The 18,932-nt window shown below is 73.1% G+C and carries 17 protein-coding genes and 2 pseudogenes; 5 read left to right on the top strand and 14 right to left on the bottom strand.

Going from position 1 to position 18,932, the window contains the following annotated elements:
• Positions 1-17: 17 nt before the first annotated feature.
• The 9 genes from ACX25U_RS07155 to ACX25U_RS07115 all read right to left on the bottom strand — a co-directional run bounded on the left by ACX25U_RS07155 (position 18) and on the right by ACX25U_RS07115 (position 10,300).
• Positions 18-1,673, bottom strand: a complete 1,656-nt coding sequence (locus ACX25U_RS07155; RefSeq protein ID WP_454389709.1) for a nitroreductase family protein — start codon at positions 1,671-1,673, stop codon at positions 18-20.
• Positions 1,674-1,897: 224 nt separating this feature from the next.
• Entirely contained in the window at positions 1,898-3,853 is a 1,956-nt protein-coding gene (locus ACX25U_RS07150; protein WP_454389707.1) for a TOMM precursor leader peptide-binding protein, read from the bottom strand.
• Positions 3,843-6,101 (bottom strand): TOMM precursor leader peptide-binding protein, encoded by a 2,259-nt coding sequence (locus tag ACX25U_RS07145; RefSeq protein WP_454389705.1) that lies wholly within the window; start codon positions 6,099-6,101, stop codon positions 3,843-3,845. Before ACX25U_RS07145 ends, ACX25U_RS07150 begins: the two co-directional genes overlap by 11 nt.
• 145 nt (positions 6,102-6,246) lie before the next feature.
• Positions 6,247-8,163 carry a BTAD domain-containing putative transcriptional regulator gene (locus ACX25U_RS07140; RefSeq protein ID WP_454389703.1) on the bottom strand — a complete coding sequence of 639 codons (1,917 nt, stop codon included), beginning with the start codon at positions 8,161-8,163 and terminating at the stop codon, positions 6,247-6,249.
• 508 nt (positions 8,164-8,671) lie between these two features.
• The gene (locus tag ACX25U_RS07135) at positions 8,672-8,842 is read right to left on the bottom strand and encodes a thiazolylpeptide-type bacteriocin (protein ID WP_031128743.1); all 171 of its coding nucleotides are present in this window, start codon (positions 8,840-8,842) and stop codon (positions 8,672-8,674) included.
• 214 nt (positions 8,843-9,056) lie between these two features.
• Entirely contained in the window at positions 9,057-9,503 is a 447-nt protein-coding gene (locus tag ACX25U_RS07130; RefSeq protein WP_454389701.1) for a PIN domain-containing protein, read from the bottom strand.
• A complete protein-coding gene (locus ACX25U_RS07125; protein WP_454389699.1) occupies positions 9,500-9,745 on the bottom strand; it encodes a type II toxin-antitoxin system Phd/YefM family antitoxin in 246 nt (81 codons plus the stop codon). The genes ACX25U_RS07130 and ACX25U_RS07125 overlap by 4 nt, the downstream gene beginning before the upstream one ends.
• Positions 9,746-9,758: 13 nt before the next feature.
• Positions 9,759-10,022, bottom strand: coding sequence for a hypothetical protein (locus tag ACX25U_RS07120; protein ID WP_454389697.1), 264 nt, complete (start codon positions 10,020-10,022; stop codon positions 9,759-9,761).
• Positions 10,019-10,300 (bottom strand): hypothetical protein, encoded by a 282-nt coding sequence (locus ACX25U_RS07115; protein ID WP_454389695.1) that lies wholly within the window; start codon positions 10,298-10,300, stop codon positions 10,019-10,021. Before ACX25U_RS07115 ends, ACX25U_RS07120 begins: the two co-directional genes overlap by 4 nt.
• A gap of 281 nt (positions 10,301-10,581) precedes the next feature.
• On the opposite strand from ACX25U_RS07115, the pseudogene ACX25U_RS07110 reads away from it, so the two are divergent.
• Together ACX25U_RS07110 and ACX25U_RS07105 are read left to right on the top strand one after the other, a co-directional pair.
• Positions 10,582-10,896 (top strand): annotated as a pseudogene (locus tag ACX25U_RS07110) (DUF397 domain-containing protein); the annotation flags it as partial.
• A 114-nt stretch (positions 10,897-11,010) separates the two neighbouring features.
• Positions 11,011-11,925 (top strand): HipA family kinase, encoded by a 915-nt coding sequence (locus tag ACX25U_RS07105; RefSeq protein WP_454389693.1) that lies wholly within the window; start codon positions 11,011-11,013, stop codon positions 11,923-11,925.
• Positions 11,926-11,946: 21 nt separating this feature from the next.
• Here ACX25U_RS07105 and aceB read toward each other — a convergent pair whose 3' ends face one another.
• Both aceB and ACX25U_RS07095 read right to left on the bottom strand, forming a co-directional pair.
• Positions 11,947-13,572: a malate synthase A gene (aceB, locus tag ACX25U_RS07100; protein ID WP_454389691.1), complete on the bottom strand. Its 1,626-nt coding sequence runs from the start codon at positions 13,570-13,572 to the stop codon at positions 11,947-11,949.
• A 56-nt stretch (positions 13,573-13,628) separates the two neighbouring features.
• The gene (locus tag ACX25U_RS07095) at positions 13,629-14,228 is read right to left on the bottom strand and encodes a nucleotidyltransferase family protein (RefSeq protein WP_454389689.1); all 600 of its coding nucleotides are present in this window, start codon (positions 14,226-14,228) and stop codon (positions 13,629-13,631) included.
• A 144-nt stretch (positions 14,229-14,372) separates the two neighbouring features.
• Here ACX25U_RS07095 and ACX25U_RS07090 point away from each other — a divergent pair, with 144 nt between their 5' ends.
• A complete protein-coding gene (locus ACX25U_RS07090) occupies positions 14,373-14,690 on the top strand; it encodes a DUF5955 family protein (RefSeq protein WP_454389687.1) in 318 nt (105 codons plus the stop codon).
• 53 nt (positions 14,691-14,743) lie between these two features.
• On the opposite strand, the pseudogene ACX25U_RS07085 reads toward ACX25U_RS07090, so the two are convergent.
• Together ACX25U_RS07085 and ACX25U_RS07080 are read right to left on the bottom strand one after the other, a co-directional pair.
• A pseudogene (locus tag ACX25U_RS07085) lies at positions 14,744-14,925 on the bottom strand (helix-turn-helix domain-containing protein); the annotation flags it as partial.
• A 145-nt stretch (positions 14,926-15,070) separates the two neighbouring features.
• Entirely contained in the window at positions 15,071-15,871 is an 801-nt protein-coding gene (locus ACX25U_RS07080; RefSeq protein WP_454389685.1) for an IclR family transcriptional regulator, read from the bottom strand.
• A 228-nt stretch (positions 15,872-16,099) separates the two neighbouring features.
• Here ACX25U_RS07080 and allB point away from each other — a divergent pair, with 228 nt between their 5' ends.
• Both allB and alc read left to right on the top strand, forming a co-directional pair.
• Positions 16,100-17,437 carry an allantoinase AllB gene (gene allB, locus ACX25U_RS07075; RefSeq protein WP_454389683.1) on the top strand — a complete coding sequence of 446 codons (1,338 nt, stop codon included), beginning with the start codon at positions 16,100-16,102 and terminating at the stop codon, positions 17,435-17,437.
• A 41-nt stretch (positions 17,438-17,478) separates the two neighbouring features.
• On the top strand, positions 17,479-18,603 hold the full coding sequence (alc, locus tag ACX25U_RS07070; RefSeq protein ID WP_454389681.1) for an allantoicase: 1,125 nt from the start codon (positions 17,479-17,481) through the stop codon (positions 18,601-18,603).
• A gap of 11 nt (positions 18,604-18,614) precedes the next feature.
• Here the strand turns inward: alc and ACX25U_RS07065 are convergent, their stop codons facing one another.
• Positions 18,615-18,815 carry a hypothetical protein gene (locus ACX25U_RS07065; protein ID WP_454389679.1) on the bottom strand — a complete coding sequence of 67 codons (201 nt, stop codon included), beginning with the start codon at positions 18,813-18,815 and terminating at the stop codon, positions 18,615-18,617.
• Positions 18,816-18,932: the final 117 nt, after the last annotated feature.

Here is an 18,932-nt window from a genome sequence, read left to right as displayed (position 1 = left end):
GGAATCCTCTGCGGCCGTCAGGCGATCTCGTGGCGGAAGTCGGCGGGCCCGGGCCGTTCGTGACCGAGGGCCATGATGAGCAGCGGGGCCTCGTCGCCGTCCGCCAGCCCGAGCCGCTCGACGAACGAGACGTTGTCGAAGCCCAGCGCCACACCGGCGCCCAGACCCAGGGCGGAGGCCGCCAGGTAGAAGCTCTGTGCGACGGCTCCGGCGGTGCCGGCGGCGAGCCGGTAGCCGCGGTCGCCGAGGGCGTCCAGGACGGCGGTGGTCCGCACGGTGGGCACCAGGACCGCGCCGGCCTGCTCCAGGTTGTAGTTGGCGAGGAAGTAGTTCTCCTGGAGGAACGAACCCTGCGGGCCGGGGGCGACCGGACGCAGGTCGCCGCGGTCGGGGTCGTACGCGTACGCCCCCTGCTCCACGCCCTCCACGTGGTTGACGAAGGCGTAGAGCCTGGCGAGCCGGATCTCGCCGGACGGATCGGTGTCGCCGGCCAGCCGGGTCTCGGCGCAGGCCGCCAGGACCGCCGACAGGTGCCCGTCGGCGACCCGGCGCCGGGCGTCGAACCTGCCGAAGCTGGAGCGGCGGTCGCGCAGGGCCTTGCGGACACCGGTGTCCGGGAAGGCCGGCTCGGGCAGGGCCACGCGGACGCCGCCGGCATCGGTGTCGGGGAGGGCCGCGGCGGCGGCCAGCGTGCCGGGGGCGGGCCGGTCGGCGGCGCCGTTCAGGGTCGCCGTGTGCATGTCGCGCAGCGCGGTGAAGTCCAGCAGGGTGCGGGAACGTTCGACGTCCCGGTGCCGGACGGCGGGCCGGTGGCGCGGGTCCGTGCGCGGGGTGTCCCGGCGGGCGGCGTCCCGGCGGGCGGTGGCGTCCTGGCGGGGTGCCGGCCCGTCCCAGCGCAGCGGCACGACGGCGAACACGGCCTCCTCCTCGCCCGGCACACCGAGCAGTTCGTTCAGCCGGGGTTCGTCGAACCACAGCACGGGGGCGAGCCGCAGGCCCCGGGCGGCGGCCCAGATCCGCCAGGTCTGCACCAGGGTGCCGAGGTCGGTGGAGACCACGTGGAACGAGAAGCTGTTGTACTTGAAGGAGTTCTGCCAGTACTTGACGCCGAGGATCAGGTACTGGTCGGTGTCGAGGGCCTCGGCGGGCGCGTCCTGGCCCAGCGCGTCGCGGACCCGGTCCGTGACGTCGCCGGCCAGCAGTCGCTGCAGGGCGTGCCGGTGGATGTCGTAGTAGTGGAGCCCCGGGGTGAGGGGGCCGGAGGGGCCGGACGCCCAGTGGATGCTCACCGGGTAGAGCCCGCCGCCGCCCGCGGTGCCGCGCGACCAGTTCGCGTGGGTGTAGAACGGCAGCCCGGCCAGGTCGGTGTTGGCCTGGATGCCGAGGCGGCGCCCGGTCAGCCCGTAGGAGTCCCTGAGCATCGCCGACAGCAGCGGGAGGCTGAACCCGGGCGAGCCGTCGGCGTCCTGGCCCTTGGCGGCGTCGGGCAGCAGGCCCGGCGCCACGGGGACGTCGGCGAGGTCCTCGGTGCCGGGCAGGGCGAACGCCTCGGCGTTCGGGTAGTACTTGCCCTTGCGCGGGCCGTCGGCCCAGTTCACGACATGGTCGGTGGGCTCCATCGGGACGCGGCCGCGGTGCAGGATGGCGTGCGCGTACTCATGGGCGTACCCCATCAGTCTCCTAGCGAGAGGACCACCGGCTTCAGCCGGTGGGGGAATCGCTTCCCTGGCGTGTGGTGTTTTCCGTTTGTCCCGCAGGGGATCGGTTCGGGCTGGACCGCGGCCTCCGGGTTGGAAGCTCCCCACCTTCGGGTGGGAGAGCGGAGTCATGGGATGCCCCTTTCCTCGGTTCTCCGGCGCACCCGCGCCGGGGACGGACTGGGCGGGCTGACGGGCCGTCATGGAAACGGATGCGGGCCGGGGTTGAGGTCGGCCTCGGCCAGGTCGTCCGGCCGCAGGCCCGCCTCGCGCAGCGCGGTGCGCATGCGGGGCATGTGCCGGGCGCGCTGCCGCGTCCAGCCGAAGTCGAGCGGGAGCAGGCCGGGCACCAGCACCTTCACGGTGTGCAGACCGAGAGCGCGCTGCTCTGGCGTGGTCTGGTCGACGACGACCACGTCGAACCCGGCGGACGTCACGGCGTTCACCGCCGCGAGCAGATCGTCCCGTACGTCCGGACCGGAGCCGTCGGCGCGGGGCCGGCGCAGGTCGGCCACGCTCAGCGGCTCGGGGGGCGAGGGCCGGCGGAGCAGGAAGTCGGCGTGGCGGCCCATCTCCGGCACCGCGTAGACCAGCGGATGGTCGTGCAGGCTGGTGATCTTCTCGTAGTCCTCGGCCATGGCGCGGTACCCGGCCTCGTCGCGCCGGAACCGCTGGAGGAGCTGTACCGAGTCGGTGGCGATCTCGCACAGGGCCGCGGCGAGCGCGGCCTCGGGGTCGAGGGCCGCTCCGGCACCGAAGCACATCCGGGCGGGGCCGCCGTCGAACCGCTCGGCGACCGCGGTGACCACGGGGACCGGGAAGGTGATCCGGGTGTCGAAGAACCTGGCCCGGTACCCGTACATGGCCATCCGCTCCACCATGACCCGGGTGCGCGGGTCGGCACTGGTCGCCGGGTCGATCTCGGGGAGCGGCTGCATCCCGTGCCAGGCGAGCAGGAAGGCGTCCCGTTCCAGGACCTCCATCAGGCCGCTGAGCACGGCCTCCTCCAGGCTGCCCCCGGAGGCGCAGCCGTTGGAGCTCTCCTGGACGAACCGGTGCTCGATCCCGGGCTTGTGGTAGAAGGCGAGGACCTCCGGGACGGGGCGGGGGCGCGCGTCCCGCAGCGACCAGCCCCACACCCAGGGGATCGGACGGTCCGGGGCGAACGGCGGCACCCAGGGGTTGGCCCGGTGGAAGTCGTCCGTGTACAGGCCGGTCTCGCGCGGGTCGACGGCGGCCGGCCCGAGGTCGTCCAGGGAAGCGGTCAGGGTGAGGGCGCGGCCCCGGGCGCGCATCCCGGCGAAGCGCTCCATGCCTTCCAGGACACCGATCCGGGTGCTGGCGTGATACGTGTCTGCGTGACCGCCCCAGAACGTCTCCCGCAGATAGTCGCCGGAACGGCTGGAGAAGCAGCCCACGGTGGCCGAGGTGGTCGGCGAGGTGACGTCGCACACCACCGACGGGCCGACGGCGCCCCAGTGGGGGTTGGCGAACGCGTCCACCCGGAGGCCGTACGCGTCCACCGGCCGGACCCTGCTGACGCCCGGCCGGTACTTGGGCGCGGGCCGCAGGACGAGGGCGGCCGACTCGGCGGTCACCGGCTCCGGTGTGCCGCAGCCGGGGCAGTCCGGCTCGGGCACCAGGGGATGGTGACGGATCGTCAGCTGCTCCAGGTCCACCAGCCATACATCGGGGAACGGCCGCCGGTCGTCCGGGAGCGCGGTGCCGAGCCGGGCGATCAGTGCGGCGACGGCCTGCGCGGCGAACGGCACCCGGTAGGGCCAGGGCCCCGCCTCCCGGGTGCCGCCGCGCAGTTCGATGCCCTCCCGCAGGCCGACCGAGCGCACCCCCTGCCAGCGGCGCCGCAGACAGTCGCCGCAGCCGGCCCGCCCCTCCGCGGGCCAGGGGCCGACCATCACATGCCGGCCGTACAGGTGCACGGGGAGCGTGGAGCGCGAGGCGCCGTCGGCGCGGCCGGGGGTGGTGAAGGCGTCCCGCACACCGAGGGCGGAGACCGTGATGCCGGGAACCTCGCGGCCCGGCTCGGACGGCAGTTCCGTCAGGGCGTGGCCCAGTTCCTCCGCGAAGAGGCGGCACGCCTCGCGCCGCGGCTCCTCGGCCCCGCCGGCGGTGGCCTCGACGAGGTCAACGGTCATCGCCGGCCGCCTTGGTGAGCAGGACCCGGACGGTGTGGATGCCGGCGGCGGGCAGGTCGGCCGCGTGCGTGGGCACGACGAGGGCGTCACGCCCGGCGGCGGCCAGGCGCTCCAGGACGTCCGTCCAGGTCACCGGGGACCCGCCGGTGGTGCCGTCCTCGGCCGTGACCGGTATCAGGGCCGCGTCGAGGTCGGCCAGCAGCGGGTCGCCGGTGTCGGGCGCGCCCAGCACGCCCTCCGCGGCGAGCTGGACCGTGCCGAGCAGGTCGCGCAGCGCGTCGGTGGCCGCGGCCGCCCGGTCCAGGGCGGCGCCGGTGGCCCAGCGGACCGGCTCGTCCGGCTCCGCCGGCCGGGTCCTGGCCAGCACGACGGACACCCCGGTGCGGTCCGCCTCCCCGAGGTCGAGGAGTTCGACGTCCAGCTCCAGATGCCCGGCGGAACGCAGCAGGAAGGTCGCCTCGGGGTCGTCGGCGAACGCGGCCGGGGAGATCACCGCGGTCCGCCCGGCCCCTCGCACGGATCGCCGCAGCGCGTCGTGGGCGAGCGCGGACAGCAGGCCGGCCGCCGCGGCCTCCGGCAGGCCGTCGCCCGCGCCGGCCCCGGCGCGGGACGGCTCGAACCGGCGGTCCTGGTTGTCCGGCCCGAAGGGCCGCACGGCGCCGGCCGGCACCAGTGTCTGTTCCTTGGTCAGCAGCGACGTGGCCAGGGCCCAGGAGGCGACCGGATCGCCCCCGGCGCCGGTGGCCGTGGTCAGCGCGTCCGGGGCCACCTTCGGCAGCGCGTCCGGGTGGTCCGCGCGGGAAGTGCCGTGCGGGGCGGGGACGGCGGGCACCACGTGCTCGGCGTAGACCTCGGCGGCGGCGGCGAGGGCCCGCAGGCGGGCGCCCGCGGTGTGATGGACGTCGAACGCGGCGACGGTCCGGGTCCCGGCCGCGCCCAGACCGATCTCCACGGCGCCGACCTTCAGCGGGGTCTGGGTGACCGGTTCGTCCGCGTATCGGGTGAAGACCCCGACGGACGGCCGGACGGCGAGCGAGCGGCGGTCGAGCTCGGCGAGCGGCCCCTCGGTCGCGCTGTCGTCCGGGGCGGCGGCGACGACCGGCTGGAAGGCGGGCCGCTCGGGGGCCGCGGTCAGGTCGACGGGCTCGGGAGAGCCGGGCCGGGTCCGGCAGAACGGGCAGCGCGGATGGGGCAGCAGCCGCTCCGCCAGGACGTCGAAGGAGGCCATGTCCTGCAGCAGCACCTGCCCCCGGGTCTCGGCCGGCAGCGCCTTGGTGACCAGCCGGAACACCTCGTAGCCGAGCAGGTTGCCGAGCATCGCGGCGAGCGGGCCGCGTGGCACGGGTCCGGGGGCGTCCCCCAGGGCCAGGCCGCTCCAGAGGTCGGCCGCGACCGCCGCGTCCCCCGTCGCGCCGAGCCGCAGCGCCGCGCAGGCCAGGCAGCCGTCGGAGTCCGGGGCACCGACCGGTCCGACCACCGCCCGGTTGCCGAAGGTCCAGGCGGGGAGCAGGAGGCGGCCGTCCGGAACGCCCTGGCCGAGCAGGGCGATCGCGGTCCGGAAGGCGTCGCGGCCACAGGCGGCGACCACCACGTCGTACCCCTCGTACGCGTTCCAGTCGCCCGCCGCGCCGGACCCGGTGCCGGGCAGCACCGCCACCTCGGCCGGGCTCCCCTGCGCGGTGAGCTCCGCCGCCTCGGCCCGGAGCGCGCCGAACTCCGCGGCGGTGGTGGGATTTTCGGCCAGAGCGGCCTCCACGCCGACGGAGGCGCAGCCGTTGCGGATCAAGGAGAGCGCGCACCAGCGGGCGACCGGGCCGTCACCGAGCACGGCGACGCGGGTGCCGCGGAACGCGGCGAACCTGCTCTCGGCGTCGTCGGCGTAGTGGTCGATGTACGCGATCTGCTGCCCGAAGCGGGCGGCGACCGCCGGTTCCACGGACGCGTCCGGTCTCTCCCCGGTGGGGTCCGGCACGGGCCGGGCGAATCCGCGCGCGTAGAGCGCCTTGACCAGGCCGCCCACCATCGCCTTCTGCGGGTCCTTGAAGCCCGCGCAGATCTCCGCCACGGTCCGGCTCCCGTCCAGGTGCGGGACGATGAGGGTGGCGAACCGGTAGGCGGACGGAGAGCTGAGCTGGAAACCGCCGTCGGCGTTGTGGAAGATCACGCCGCCCGGCGTCTCGGTGAACAGCACGTCGCGGCGCACCCTGGGGCGGGTGTCCGCGGTCTCCTCGTACGGCGTCGTGGGCATGGGGGGATCGCACCTCCGGATCGGGGCCTGTCGGCCGCTCTGGTCTGAACAGGTGTGGAATGGTGGGGTGTTGGGGGCGCGGGTCGGCCGGGCCGGGCCGTGTTCCGCGCGGCGGCTCCGGGGCCGTCGGCCGGCTCCGGGGCCGTCAGCCGGCTCCGGACGGAAGCGCGTGCCGGGCCGTGGCGACGACCGCCTGCGGCGGGATGCCGCCACTCCGGGCGGTCCTGTGCAGCGCGTGGGCGCGGAACAGGGCGTTCATACGGAGGGTCCCCGGCTGCTCCTCGTCGAGGAGCCCGGTGTCGAGGAGCCGCTCGAGCAACTCCTCGGCGTGTGTCTCGGGGACGTGGAGCGCGGCGGCCGCGTCCGGCGCGGTGATCCGCCCGTTCAGTCGCGCCAGGCACAGGTGCGCGTCGGCCAGTGGGGCGGGCAGCCGGTCCAGGGCCCCGTCGAGGGCCAGGGGCACGGACATCCGGGGGTCGTCGGGCAGCGCCAGCCGGGCGGGCAGGTCCCGCCGCAGCCACGCGGCGTAGTCCGCCAGGCGCAGCTTCGGCCGGGTCAGCAGCCGGGCCGCGACGATCCGCAGGGCCAGCGGGACATGCCCGCACGTGTCCGTGAGGGTTCGTGCGGCCGTGGCCTCGGCCGCCACCCGCTCATGGCCCAGGACGGTGGTGAGGAGCGCGTGGGACTCCTGCGGCGACAGGGCGCCCAGCTGCAGCACCGCCGGGCCGTGCGTGGCGACCAGGGCTGCCAGTCCCATACGGCTGGTGACGACGACGGCGCCGCAGCCGGTCACGTCGAGCAGTCCGCGCACCTGGTCGGGGTGCACGACGTCGTCGAGTATCACCAGGCCCGATCCGGGGGAAGCGCCGGAGGGGAACGCGGAGCGCAGTTCGGCGGCCGCCTCGTCGACGTGGCGTGGCGTACCGTCGGTCCTGGTCAGCGGCAGCAGCACGCCTCCCGCGGGGTACCGGTCCGCCACCAGCCGCGCGGCGTGCAGGGCCAGCGCGGTCTTGCCCATGCCGGGGCCTCCGGAGATCACCGCGATCACCGGGGCGGCATCCGCCCGCCCGTCCCTCCAACCGCCGCCTCTCAGGTGGCTCACCAGGTCGGCGGTCTCGCGGGTGCGTCCGGTGAAGCCGGGGACGTGGGGCAGCCGGGGCCCCGGCGGGTGGGCCGGACCCGGGGGCGGGAGACCGCCGCCGGGCGGGACGGATCCGGCCGCGGTGGTGCGCCCGTGCCGCGCCGTGGGGTCGTCGGCCGTGGCGTCGCCCGCCGCGGGTGCCGTGTGCGGCGTCAAGGTGAGCGACGTGGCCTCGGAGGCCGGGCCACGGGGTTCGTCGCCGCGCAGGATGGCCAGTTCCAGGCTCTGCAGCTCCGCGCCCGGGTCGACGCCGAGTTCGTCCCGAAGGTGCGCCTTGATCCTTCGGTATTCGGCCAGCGCCTCGATCTGCCGCCCCGCCCGGTAGAGCGCCCGCATCAACTGGGCGGCGAGTCCTTCGTGCTGGGGATGGGTCCGGGTGGCCTCCCAGAGGTCCACCAGGACCTCGCGACATCGTCCCCGGGTCAGCTGGATCTCGCAGACACGTTCCAGGACGCGCAGGCGCTCCTCGACCAGCCGGGGCACCTCGTCGCGGTGCAGGAGTTCGGAGGGGACGTTGGCCAGAAGCGGTCCCCGCCACAGGTCGAGTGCGGTGCGCAGCAAGGGGAGTTCGGACTCCCCGGCCCCGGCCGCCCGGGACACCAGGTGGCGGAAGTGCAGCAGGTCCAGGGTGTCGTCGTCGGCCGGGAGGCGGTAGCCACCGGCGACCGCGACCACCGCCTGCTCCTCTATGTCGTACTTCGCGAAGAGACGGCGCAACCGCAGGACGCAACTCTGCAGGGCCGCCTTCGCCGTCGCCGGCTGCCTCTCCCCCCAGACGGCCTGCCGGAGACGATCCGTCGAGACCACCTCGCCGGGGCGGACCAACAGCGCCGCCAGCAGCGACGTCGGTTTGGCCGGCGGAAGGACGACCACGTCATGCCCGTCGGTGATGCTGAGCGGGCCGAGCAACTGAAAACGCACCGTGTTCCCCCGTTGACCGTCGAACACCTGCCTGACCGGCGCACCACGGCACCCTCCGGGAAGCGGTGTCCCGCCGCCGTGGCTGCTCCTGCCGGGAGCGGTGGCTCACACAGGACCCCGGCCCTTCCCGGTGACGCGGGTGGGACGGAGCACGTGTGAAGTCCTCTGCACGAAGTCATTTGGTCTTGTGCAGTGGTGAGTGTCTACTGGCGTAGATCGCGGGTCAAGAGGAGGTCATGAAATACCCAAGGGGCGAATTTCAGCCACTGACGTATCGTCAATTACCTTTGGTAGCACCGTAGTTACTGGTGGCGACCCTGTCGGCGTCCCGCGTCGAACGGACGCGCCCGGGAAGCGGGTGCGTTTGCTGTGGGGCGTTTTCCAAACGTTGTCACGGCATTCGCTCCCGTCCCGGCCGACCCGGGGACAGGACGCGGCAAACGCCCGGTTCGCGCCCGCCTCCTGACGGAGAGGGCGTCAACCGGGCGCTGCTGCACCGGACGTCGGGTCAGGCGGAGCAGGAGGTGGTGCTGCAGGTGGAGCTGGAGGTCGAGGTGGAGCTGGTGCTGGTGCAGCCGGCCAGCACGACCTCGCTGGCGTCCGAGTAGTCGGAGATCTCGAAGGTCTCGGCCTCGAGCTCGAGGATCTCGTCCGCGAGGGTGCTCAGGTCCTTGTTCATGGTGCCTCCCGGTGAGTCGGGGCGGACCGCCGTGCCGGCGGCCTCCGCCGTGTGGGTACGGCACCATTCCAACGGCCCCCGCTCACCGTTCGGCACGTCTTTCGCTGACATCCCGCTGTCATCCCGCTGACACACGGCGCCGGCGGAGGACCCGGGGTGTGGTGGCGCTGGTGTCAGATCTCCATGCCGCCGCGGAGCGCACGGCAGCGGCTTCTCACAGATCGTCGGGCAGCAGGCGGAACGCCTTGTGGCCGGTCAGCGGGCGCAGTATGCGGAAGCGCCGGTCCGTGGTGAACAGGGCATCGGTCTGGTATGCGGCGGCGAGCGCGACGTTCATGGCGTCCGCAAGGCCGACCCCCTTGCCTCCGCCGGCGTCCTGATAGCCCTCGGCGACCGCGAGAGCCGTCGGCAGGTGCGGGGCGACGTCGGGGACGGAGAACTTGCGCAGCGCGGTCTGTGTTCCGATGAAACGCAGTGCGACCAGGGATGCCTTCGCTCCGCTCCGGCTGGAGATCAGGCGGTCCAGTTCGGCGAGAACGAGGGGAGAGATGACCAGGTGCTCGATGCGGGACAACGCCTGGGCGTGCTTCTTGTGCCCGGACTGGCGTGGGTCGAGCAGCCGGAGGAGCGCGTTGGTGTCGGCGATGACGATGTGATTCAAGAGCCCATTCCCTTGAGGATGTCCTCGATGTCGTCGTTGGTCAGCTCGCCTCCCAGATCGATCTGCGGGAGCTCGATGTCACCGATGGGTCCGGGCGGATAGGGTGGCACCTCGTCGGAATCGTACGGAATCAGGCGGGCGACGGGGCGGCCGTTCTTGGTGACGGTCACGGTCTCGCCGCGCTCGGCGGCGGCGAGGATCTGTGAGGAGTTGTGGTTGAACTCGCGAGCGGTGGCTTCCATGTAGTACATGTTGTTACACCTCCCGTTCGCGCAGAACTCGCCGACTCCGGGCGTTCGCCTCCCTCACCTGGGCACGAAGCAGTTCCGCCGGGCTGACAGGGCGGACGTCCGCCGGGTCGGCGTTCCATTCCCTGCCGCCGGAGAGGAGGCGGAGCTGGAGGTACGGACCCTCGTGGCCCATGACGATGCCGACGCGATCACGGGCGGTGTCGCGAACGGCCGTGCCGGGCGGGGGAGCGGGACGGGGACCGGTGGGCCCTGGCCCGGGGGAGGTCATCGGGCGGCGCCCTTCGCGATGACGGCGGCGAGGGCCAGGGCGACGGGGGCCGAGCAGACGCCGAGGTGGACGAGGGCGTGCCGGGCGCTGGCGGGGACGCCGATGTCGTCCTGCGCGGGCTGCTCTCCGCAGTCGGGGGCGAAGTCGCCCCAGGGGGTGCGGACGTCCATCGCGGGGAGCTGGATACCGACGCTGGTGAGGGCGGCGGCGAGGGCGTCACGGACAGTGAGGGCTTCTTGGAGCTTGGGGCGCTTGGGGAGCGGGTCCTGGTGCGGCATGGGGTGTCTTTCCGGCCGGGCGGGGGATCGGATTCGTGATTCGGACACCGCGCTGACGTCCGGTGAATTACCGTGTGTAGTCGGTGCATTACGAGAATGCCGCCGGGGTGGGCCGGGACGCGCCGTCGACGCGGTGCCGTTCCCCGCCCACGGGCGCACGTGCCACAACTTCCACGGAGATCGCGGTGGGAGCGCGGGCAGTGTGCGTGTGCGAGTACGGGCACGAAGGGCTTCCTGGGCAGTAAACGACGACCAGGAGGCGCCGGAGGGGAGTCACCTCGCCGCAGCGACGCCTCGTCACAGGCCGAAGCCAGGAGCCGCGCCGGTGGTTCGCCGAGGAGTTACGGCAACTGCGCGCAGCCAAGGGCGAGAGCCTGCGGCAGCTCGGGGAGCGGCTGGGGTGGGACTGGTCGCTGTTCGGGAAGACGGAGAAGGGGGAGACGCTGGGTTCGGATGGTGGCGCGTGCGTGGAGGTCTCCGACGACTTGCCCACCGTCGTTCCTGTGCGCGACAGCAAGGCGGAACACGGCCCTGTGCTCACGTTCGCGGCTGATGGCTGGGCCTCGTTCGTGACCGCCGTGAAGCGTGGTGATCCGGGCACCTGACCCACGTACAGGGCCTGGAAGCGTTGCGACGGCCCCACGCCCGCCGCTCGGTGGACGTGGGGCCGTCGCCGTACTCCCTGGATTTTCCCCGTATAGCCTGGGGAAATGCTGAGGGAGGTCACCGCAACCCGTTACATCGAGCCCCTGCGCTCCGGCGGCTCCGTGCCCGGAGTCGTCGAGGCCGATGACCTGGGCACCTACGTCGTGAAGTTCACCGGCTCCGCGCAGGGCCGCAAGGCGCTGGTCGCCGAGGTGATCGTGGGGGAGCTGGCGCGGGCGCTCGGGCTGCGGTTTCCCGAGCTGGTCCTCGTGCACTTCGACCCCGGGCTCGCCGCGCACGAACCGCACCAGGAGGTGCGCGACCTGCTCGACGCCAGCCCGGGCGTCAACCTCGGCATGGATTATCTGCCGGGTGCGAAGGACTTCACCCCGGAGGTGGCGAAGACCTTCCCGGTGGACCCGCTGGAGGCCGGGCGGATCGTCTGGCTGGACGCGCTGACGGTGAACGTCGACCGCACCGTCCACAGTTCCAACCTGATGATCTGGCCGACGTTCGGCACCGCGCCCCCGCGCCTGTGGCTGATCGACCACGGCGCCGCGCTGGTCTTCCACCACCGGTGGGACGCCTCGGACCCGGGCAAGTCCTACGACTTCCGCCACCACGCCCTCGGTTCCTGCGCCCCGGACGTCCGCGCCGCCGACGCCGAACTGGCGCCCGAGGTGACCCGGGAGCTGCTGCGGACCGTCCTCGCCGAGGTGCCGGACGACTGGCTCACCGAGGAGCCGGGCTTTGCGACCCCCGAGGACGCCCGCAGCGCCTACGTCGACTATCTCGCCGCCCGTGTCCAGGCGTCCCCGGCCTGGCTGCCCACCGACTTCCCCAGCCGCCAGGAGCTGGCGGCCGAGGAGGCCCGGCGGGCGGCCAGGACCCAGGAGGGCCGGCCCGACTGGCTCAAGCGGGTCCCGGACCTGCACGGCAAACCGGCTGCCGAGCAGGACTGGTCGGCCCACCTGGGGTGAGGGTCAGCCCTGGGACGAGGTTCAGCCTTCCAGCTGCTCGTACGCCGGCAGGGTCAGGAAGTCGGCGTAGTCCTCGTCGAGGGAGACCCTCAGCAGCAGGTCGTGGGCCTGCTGCCAGTGGCCGGCGGCGAAGGCCTCGTCGCCGATCTCCCCCCGGATGTTCTCCAGGTCCTCGGCCGCGACCTTGCGGACCAGCTCCGGGGTGGCCTTCTCGCCGTTCTCGAACTCCACGCCCGCGTCGACCCACTGCCAGATCTGCGAGCGGGAGATCTCGGCGGTCGCCGCGTCCTCCATGAGGTTGAAGATCGCGACCGCGCCCAGGCCGCGCAGCCAGGCCTCGATGTAACGGGTGCCGACCTGGACGGCGTTGACCAGTCCCGCGTACGTCGGCCGGGCGTCGAGGGAGTCGACGGCGATCAGGTCGGCAGCCTCGACGTGGACGTCCTCGCGCAGCCGGTCCTTCTGGTGGGGCTTGTCGCCGAGGACCTTGTCGAAGGACTCCTGGCAGATCGGCACCAGGTCGGGGTGGGCGACCCAGGAGCCGTCGAAGCCGTCGCCGGCCTCGCGGTCCTTGTCGGCGCGGACCTTCTCGAAGGCCACCTTGTTGACCTCGGGGTCCCGGCGGGAGGGGATGAAGGCCGCCATGCCGCCGATCGCGTGCGCGCCGCGCCTGTGGCAGGTGCGTACCAGGAGTTCGGTGTAGGCGCGCATGAACGGGGCCGTCATCGTGACCGCGTTGCGGTCCGGCAGGACGAACCTCGCCCCGCAGTCACGGAAGTTCTTGATGAGGGAGAACAGGTAGTCCCAGCGTCCGGCGTTCAACCCCGAGGCGTGGTCGCGCAGTTCGTAGAGGATCTCCTCCATCTCGTACGCGGCCGTGATCGTCTCGATCAGGACGGTGGCGCGGATCGTGCTCTGCGGGATGCCGACGTAGTCCTGCGCGAAGACGAACACGTCGTTCCACAGGCGCGCCTCCAGATGGGACTCCGTCTTCGGCAGGTAGAAGTACGGGCCCTTGCCGAGGTCGAGCAGGCGCCGGGCGTTGTGGAAGAAGTACAGGCCGAAGTCGACGAAGGCGCCGGGCACTCGGGTGCCGTTCGTGTCGACGAGGTGGCGCTCGTTCAGGTGCCAGCCGCGCGGGCGCGTGACGACCGTGGCGAGTTCCTCGTCCGGGTGCAGGGCGTAGGTCTTGCCGGACGCGGCGTCCGTGAAGTCGATGTTCCTGGTGTAGGCGTCGATCAGGTTGAGCTGGCCGAGGACGACGTTCTCCCAGGTGGGGGAGGAGGCGTCCTCGAAGTCGGCGAGCCAGACCCTCGCACCCGAGTTGAGCGCGTTGATCGTCATCTTGCGGTCGGTGGGACCGGTGATCTCGACCCGGCGGTCGTTCAGGGCCGCGGGGGCCGGGGCGACCTTCCAGGAGTCGTCCGCGCGGATCGCGGCCGTCTCGGGGAGGAAGTCAAGGGTGGAGGTGCGGGCGATCTCGGCGCGGCGCTGTGCGCGGCGGGCGAGGAGTTCGTCGCGGCGCGGCGTGAACCGCCGGTGCAGCTCGGCCACGAAGGCGAGCGCCGCCTCGGTGAGGACCTCCTCCTGCCGGGGCAGGGACTCGGCGTCGACGACGGCCAGGGGGGACGGTGCTGGTGCGGACATGAGCGGTCACTTCCTTCGGAGGGAGCTGCTTCCACGTTTCCTCTCACTGTTTCCTCTCAGTCAAGGTGTCCCAGGTCGGCCTCGGTGTCGATGTCGTACGGCTGTGCCACGTCGCCGCACTCGACGAGGGTGATCGACTCCTCGTGCGCCCTCAGATAGGCGCGTGCCCCCCGGTCGCCGGTCGCACTCGCCGTGATGCCCGTCCAGTGGGCCGCGCCGAGCAGGACGGGGTGGCCGCGCGACCCCTCGTACGCCGCCGAGACCAGCGACGTCTCGTCCCGGTACGCCGCACGCACCCGGGCCACCGCCTCGGCGCTCACGTCGGGCTGGTCGACCAGCAGGACCAGGGCCGCCCGGGCCTCCGTACCGGCCAGCGAGTCCAGCCCGGCCCGCAGCGAGGAACCCATACCCCGCTCCCACTCCGGGTTGTCCACGAGCACACAGTCCTCCAGCCGCGCCCGCTCCCGTACGTCACCGGCCCGCGCTCCCAGGACCACGTGGACGCGCTCGCATCCGGCCGCCCGCAGGACCCCGACCGCGTGCTCCACCAGCGGCCGGCCCCGGTGCTCGAGCAGCGCCTTGGGGCGTCCCCCGAGCCGCCGCCCGCCGCCGGCGGCCAGCACCAGCCCGGCCACCTCGTCTTCTGTGCGTGTCATGGCTCCTGCATACCTGACGGGCCGTCGGCCGCACGGTGTTCAGGGGACTGAATTTCGGTCCTCATGGTGGCGCGCCCCGCCCCGGGTGGCGTTTACTGACCCGTCCGGGACTGTGCACAGGAAGTGACAGGGGGAGGGCGGGCTGTGTTGCGGAGCTTGGGGCAGAGGCCGGTGACCGGCAGTGGCGAGGACCCGAGGGTGGCGGAGCTGCGTACCGCCGTGTCCCGATTGCGTCGCGAACTCGCCGCGCACCCCGCGGAGTTCCCCGATCGGGTGATAGCCGAGGACGAACTCGCCGCCCTCGCCGCGACGGCCACCCACGGCAGTCCCGAGATCCCGCGCCTGCGCCGCTCCCTGCTGCTGATCGCCGGATCGATCGGTTCGGTCAGCGCCCTGAAGGGCGGGCTGTCGGAGGTGCGGGCCGCGGTGGACCTGTTCGGGGAGCCGCCGCGCCGCTGCTGAGGACCGCCGGCCTCGGTTCACGGCCCCGGGCGTCGGACGAGCCCTTGTCCGGTGGCCGTCGCCTCCGCGCCGTGCGCGCCGTCACCGCCGAACCGCGGATCCATCGGCACCACGTCGATGCCGCCCGCGGCGGCCGGCTCCACGGCCCGTCCGGCCGTCGGCGTCTCCGCGACGATCTCGAAGTCGGCTCGGCGGACAGTGCGGACAGCACGGCCCTCAGACCCGCGCGGACCATGGGACGGTCGTCCGCCGGCAGCAGCCGGATCGTCACGCGCGGCCCGGGTCCAGGCCCGTTCCCGGGCGGTCGGCCCGGCCGGAGGACGGCGTGATCGGCTGAGGCCGCCCCGGAGGCGGCGGCCGTCAGGGCGCCGAGGGGGCGGTCAGGTGGCCGGGGACGGGTTCGTCAGGGCCTGGGACAGTTCCCTCGCCACCTGCTGGAGGACCGGGACGATACGCTCCGTCGCCGCTTCCGTCACACGGCCCGCGGGGCCGGAGATGGAGATGGCGGCGGCGGTGGGGGAGCCGGGGACGGTGACCGCGAGGCAGCGGACGCCTATCTCCTGCTCGTTGTCGTCCATGGCGTAACCGAGCCGGCGCACGTCCTCCAGGGCCGCCAGGAAGTCCTCCGGAGTGGTGATCGTCTTCTCCGTGGCGGCGGGCATGCCCGTGCGGGCGAGCAGGGCGCGTACCTCGTCGTCGGGGACGGGGGCGAGGAGCGCCTTGCCCACGGCCGTGGAGTGCGGCAGGACGCGCCGGCCGACCTCGGTGAACATCCGCATCGAGTGCTTGGACGGCACCTGCGCCACGTAAACGACCTCGTCGCCGTCGAGCAGCGCCATGTTCGCCGTCTCGCCGGTCTCCTCCACCAGGCGGGCCAGGCAGGGGCGGGCCCAGGTGCCCAGCAGCTGGGAGGCGGACTCGCCCAGGCGGATCAGCCGGGGGCCGAGCGCATAGCGGCGGTTGGGCTGCTGGCGGACGTATCCGCAGGCCACGAGCGTGCGCATCAGGCGATGGATGGTGGGCAGCGGCAGCCCGCCGGCCGCGGAGAGCTCGCTCAGGCCGACCTCGCCGCCCGCGTCCGCCATCCGCTCGAGCAGGTCGAACGCGCGCTCGAGGGACTGGACCCCGCCGTTGGCGGTGGACTTGGCGGAGCCGGTGGTGCTGGCGCTGGACGTCGGCACGGCGCGTTCCTTTCGGGACTGGCGGGAAGTGCCAAAGCCTACCCAGGGACCGGGTTGACCTCCCCGCTGGTGCGGAACCCCGTCCTGTCCGATGGAATATTAATTCCGTTTGGCGGAAGTATCCAGGGTGTGGGGTCTGTGCTGCCATGTGGCGGCGTCCCTCTTGACGGGGTGGGGGCGGGGGTCAAAACTCATTCAACAGAACGTTGAAACCGGAGAGGGGTCCGGGTGCCCGACGCTGAACTGGTGCTGCGCTCGACGCGCGTCGTCACGCCCGAGGGGACGCGCCCCGCGTCCGTCGCGGTCGCCGGCGGCACGATCACGGCCGTACTGCCCTACGACGCCGAGCTCCCCGCCGGCACCCGCCCGGAGGACCTCGGCGACGACGTCCTGCTGCCCGGCCTGGTCGACACCCACGTGCACGTCAACGACCCCGGCCGCACCGAGTGGGAGGGCTTCTGGACCGCCACGCGCGCGGCGGCGGCCGGCGGCATCACCACCCTCGTCGACATGCCGCTCAACTCCCTCCCGCCCACCACCACGGTCGATCACCTCCGCATCAAGCAGGACGTGGCCCGGGACAAAACCCACGTCGACGTCGGCTTCTGGGGCGGCGCCCTGCCCGGCAACGTCAAGGACCTGCGCCCGCTGCACGAGGCCGGAGTCTTCGGCTTCAAGGCGTTTCTGTCGCCCTCGGGCGTGGACGAGTTCCCGCACCACACCCAGGACGGGCTCGCCCGGTGCCTCGCGGAGATATCCGGCTTCGGCGGCCTGCTCGTCGTGCACGCCGAGGACCCGCACCACCTCTCCGCCGCCCCGCAGCGCGGTGGCCCCAGATACGCCGACTTCCTCGCCTCCCGCCCGCACCACGCCGAGGACAGCGCCATCGCCGCCCTGATCGCGCAGGCGAAACGCCTCCACGCGCGTGTGCACGTGCTCCACCTGTCCTCCGGCGACGCGCTGCCCCTGATCGCGGAGGCCCGGGCCGAAGGCGCGCGGATCACGGTGGAGACCTGCCCGCACTACCTGACCCTGGCCGCCGAGGAAGTCCCCGACGGCGCCTGCGCGTTCAAGTGCTGTCCGCCGATCCGCGAGGCCGCCAACCAGGACCTGCTCTGGCAGGCGCTGGCCGACGGCACCATCGACTGCGTGGTCACCGACCACTCGCCCTGCACCGCCGACCTGAAGACGAACGACTTCGCCACCGCCTGGGGCGGCATCTCGGGCCTGCAACTGAGCCTGCCGGCCGTGTGGACCGCGGCCCGCGAGCGCGGTCACGGCCTTCAGGACGTCGTCCGCTGGATGTCCGCGCGCACCGCCGCCCTCGTCGGCCTGGACCGCAAGGGCGCCATCGAGCCCGGCCGCGACGCCGACTTCGCCGTGCTCGCGCCCGAGGAGACCTTCACCGTGGACCCGGCCGCCCTCCAGCACCGCAACCGCGTCACCGCGTACGCGGGCCGCACCCTGCACGGCGTGGTGAAGTCCACCTGGCTGCGCGGCGAACGCATCGTGGCGGACGGCGAGTTCACCGAACCGAAGGGCCGGCTGCTGACCAGACCACGCTGAGCCGGTGCCCGCCGGCTTCCGGAAAGGAAGACCTGATCACCGTGACGGCGATTCCCCGTTTCACCGGCGACGCGAACCCCTACGGAGGCGGTGACCCGTACGCGGACTACCGCACCGCCGACTTCCCCTTCGCCCGGGCCGTCGACCTCGCCGACCGCCGGCTCGGCGCCGGAGTCGTCGCCGCCAACGACGAGTTCTTCGCCCAGCGCGAGAACCTGCTGGTGCCCGAGCGCGCCGAGTTCGACCCCGGGCACTTCGGGCACAAGGGCAAGGTCATGGACGGCTGGGAGACCCGGCGCCGCCGCGGCGCCTCCGCCGACCACCCCTGGCCGGCCGTCGACGACCACGACTGGGCACTGATCCGGCTCGGCGCGCCCGGCGTCGTACGGGGCGTCGTCGTCGACACCGCGCACTTCCGCGGCAACCACCCGCAGGAGGTCTCCGTCGAGGGCGCCCGCGTGCCGGGCTCCCCGTCCCCGCGGGAACTCCTCGCCGACGACGTCACGTGGACGACCCTCGTCCCGCGCACGGCGGTCGGCGGCCACGCGGCGAACGGCTTCGAGGTGGACGTGGAGCGGCGCTTCACCCACCTGCGCCTCAACCAGCACCCCGACGGCGGCATCGCACGGCTGCGCGTGTACGGCGAGGTCGTGCCCGACCCCGAGTGGCTGGACGCGCTCGGCACCTTCGACGTGGTCGCCCTGGAGAACGGCGGCCGGGTCGAGGACGCCTCCGACCTCTTCTACTCGCCCGCCACCAACACCATCCAGCCGGGCCGCTCCCGCAGGATGGACGACGGCTGGGAGACCCGGCGCCGCCGCGACCGGGGCCGCGACTGGATCCGCTACCGGCTGGTCGCCCAGTCCCGGGTCCGAGCCGTCGAGATCGACACCGCCTGCCTCAAGGGCAACAGCGCAGGCTGGGCCTCGGTCTCCGTCAAGGACGGCGAGGACGGCGAGTGGACCGAGATCCTGCCGCGCACCCGCCTCCAGCCCGACACCGACCACCGCTTCGTGCTGCCCGCGCCGGCCGTCGGCACGCACGCGCGCGTGGACATCTTCCCGGACGGAGGCATCTCCCGTCTGCACCTGTTCGGCTCCCTGACGGAGGAGGGCGCGGCGACTGTGGCGGCCCGCCACCAGCAGCTGGGCGACCGCGTCCGGTGACCCACGGTCCCTCACCCGGACTTCCGGCTCTCGGCCATGGCGAACAGCGCGCACGCCAGCACGATCAGGACGACGCTCGCGTAGACCTCGTAGCCGTCGAGGAAGCCGATCCGCTGCACCAGGCCTCCGTGCCAGTCGGTGAACGCGTGCACCAGGCCGAGCACGCCCTGCACCAGGGCGATGAATCCGAGGAACTCCAGCAACTTCTTCATGCCATGACCTTCACCCCGCGTCTCCTTCCCGTACATCGGCCGTGGGGTGAGCCGTCGCCGGCGAAAGTCCGCTGTCGCGGCGGGCGGGTGCGACGAAAGTCCACGCCGTCGCGACTT

The organism is Streptomyces sp. JNUCC 63 (assembly GCF_054366325.1).
Note: the sequence above shows the minus strand (reverse complement) of the source record. Positions and strands in the feature narration are given on the sequence as shown.

Excerpts from the sequence above, each read along its gene's own strand:
- ACX25U_RS07155 (WP_454389709.1), bottom strand. The coding sequence starts at position 1,673 with ATGGGGTACGCCCATGAGTACGCGCACGCCATCCTGCACCGCGGCCGC.
- ACX25U_RS07150 (WP_454389707.1), bottom strand. The coding sequence starts at position 3,853 with ATGACCGTTGACCTCGTCGAGGCCACCGCCGGCGGGGCCGAGGAGCCG.
- ACX25U_RS07145 (WP_454389705.1), bottom strand. The coding sequence starts at position 6,101 with ATGCCCACGACGCCGTACGAGGAGACCGCGGACACCCGCCCCAGGGTG.
- ACX25U_RS07135 (WP_031128743.1), bottom strand. The coding sequence starts at position 8,842 with ATGAACAAGGACCTGAGCACCCTCGCGGACGAGATCCTCGAGCTCGAG.
- ACX25U_RS07125 (WP_454389699.1), bottom strand. The coding sequence starts at position 9,745 with ATGGAAGCCACCGCTCGCGAGTTCAACCACAACTCCTCACAGATCCTC.
- ACX25U_RS07120 (WP_454389697.1), bottom strand. The coding sequence starts at position 10,022 with ATGACCTCCCCCGGGCCAGGGCCCACCGGTCCCCGTCCCGCTCCCCCG.
- ACX25U_RS07115 (WP_454389695.1), bottom strand. The coding sequence starts at position 10,300 with ATGCCGCACCAGGACCCGCTCCCCAAGCGCCCCAAGCTCCAAGAAGCC.
- ACX25U_RS07105 (WP_454389693.1), top strand. The coding sequence starts at position 11,011 with ATGCTGAGGGAGGTCACCGCAACCCGTTACATCGAGCCCCTGCGCTCC.
- aceB (WP_454389691.1), bottom strand. The coding sequence starts at position 13,572 with ATGTCCGCACCAGCACCGTCCCCCCTGGCCGTCGTCGACGCCGAGTCC.
- ACX25U_RS07095 (WP_454389689.1), bottom strand. The coding sequence starts at position 14,228 with ATGACACGCACAGAAGACGAGGTGGCCGGGCTGGTGCTGGCCGCCGGC.
- ACX25U_RS07065 (WP_454389679.1), bottom strand. The coding sequence starts at position 18,815 with ATGAAGAAGTTGCTGGAGTTCCTCGGATTCATCGCCCTGGTGCAGGGC.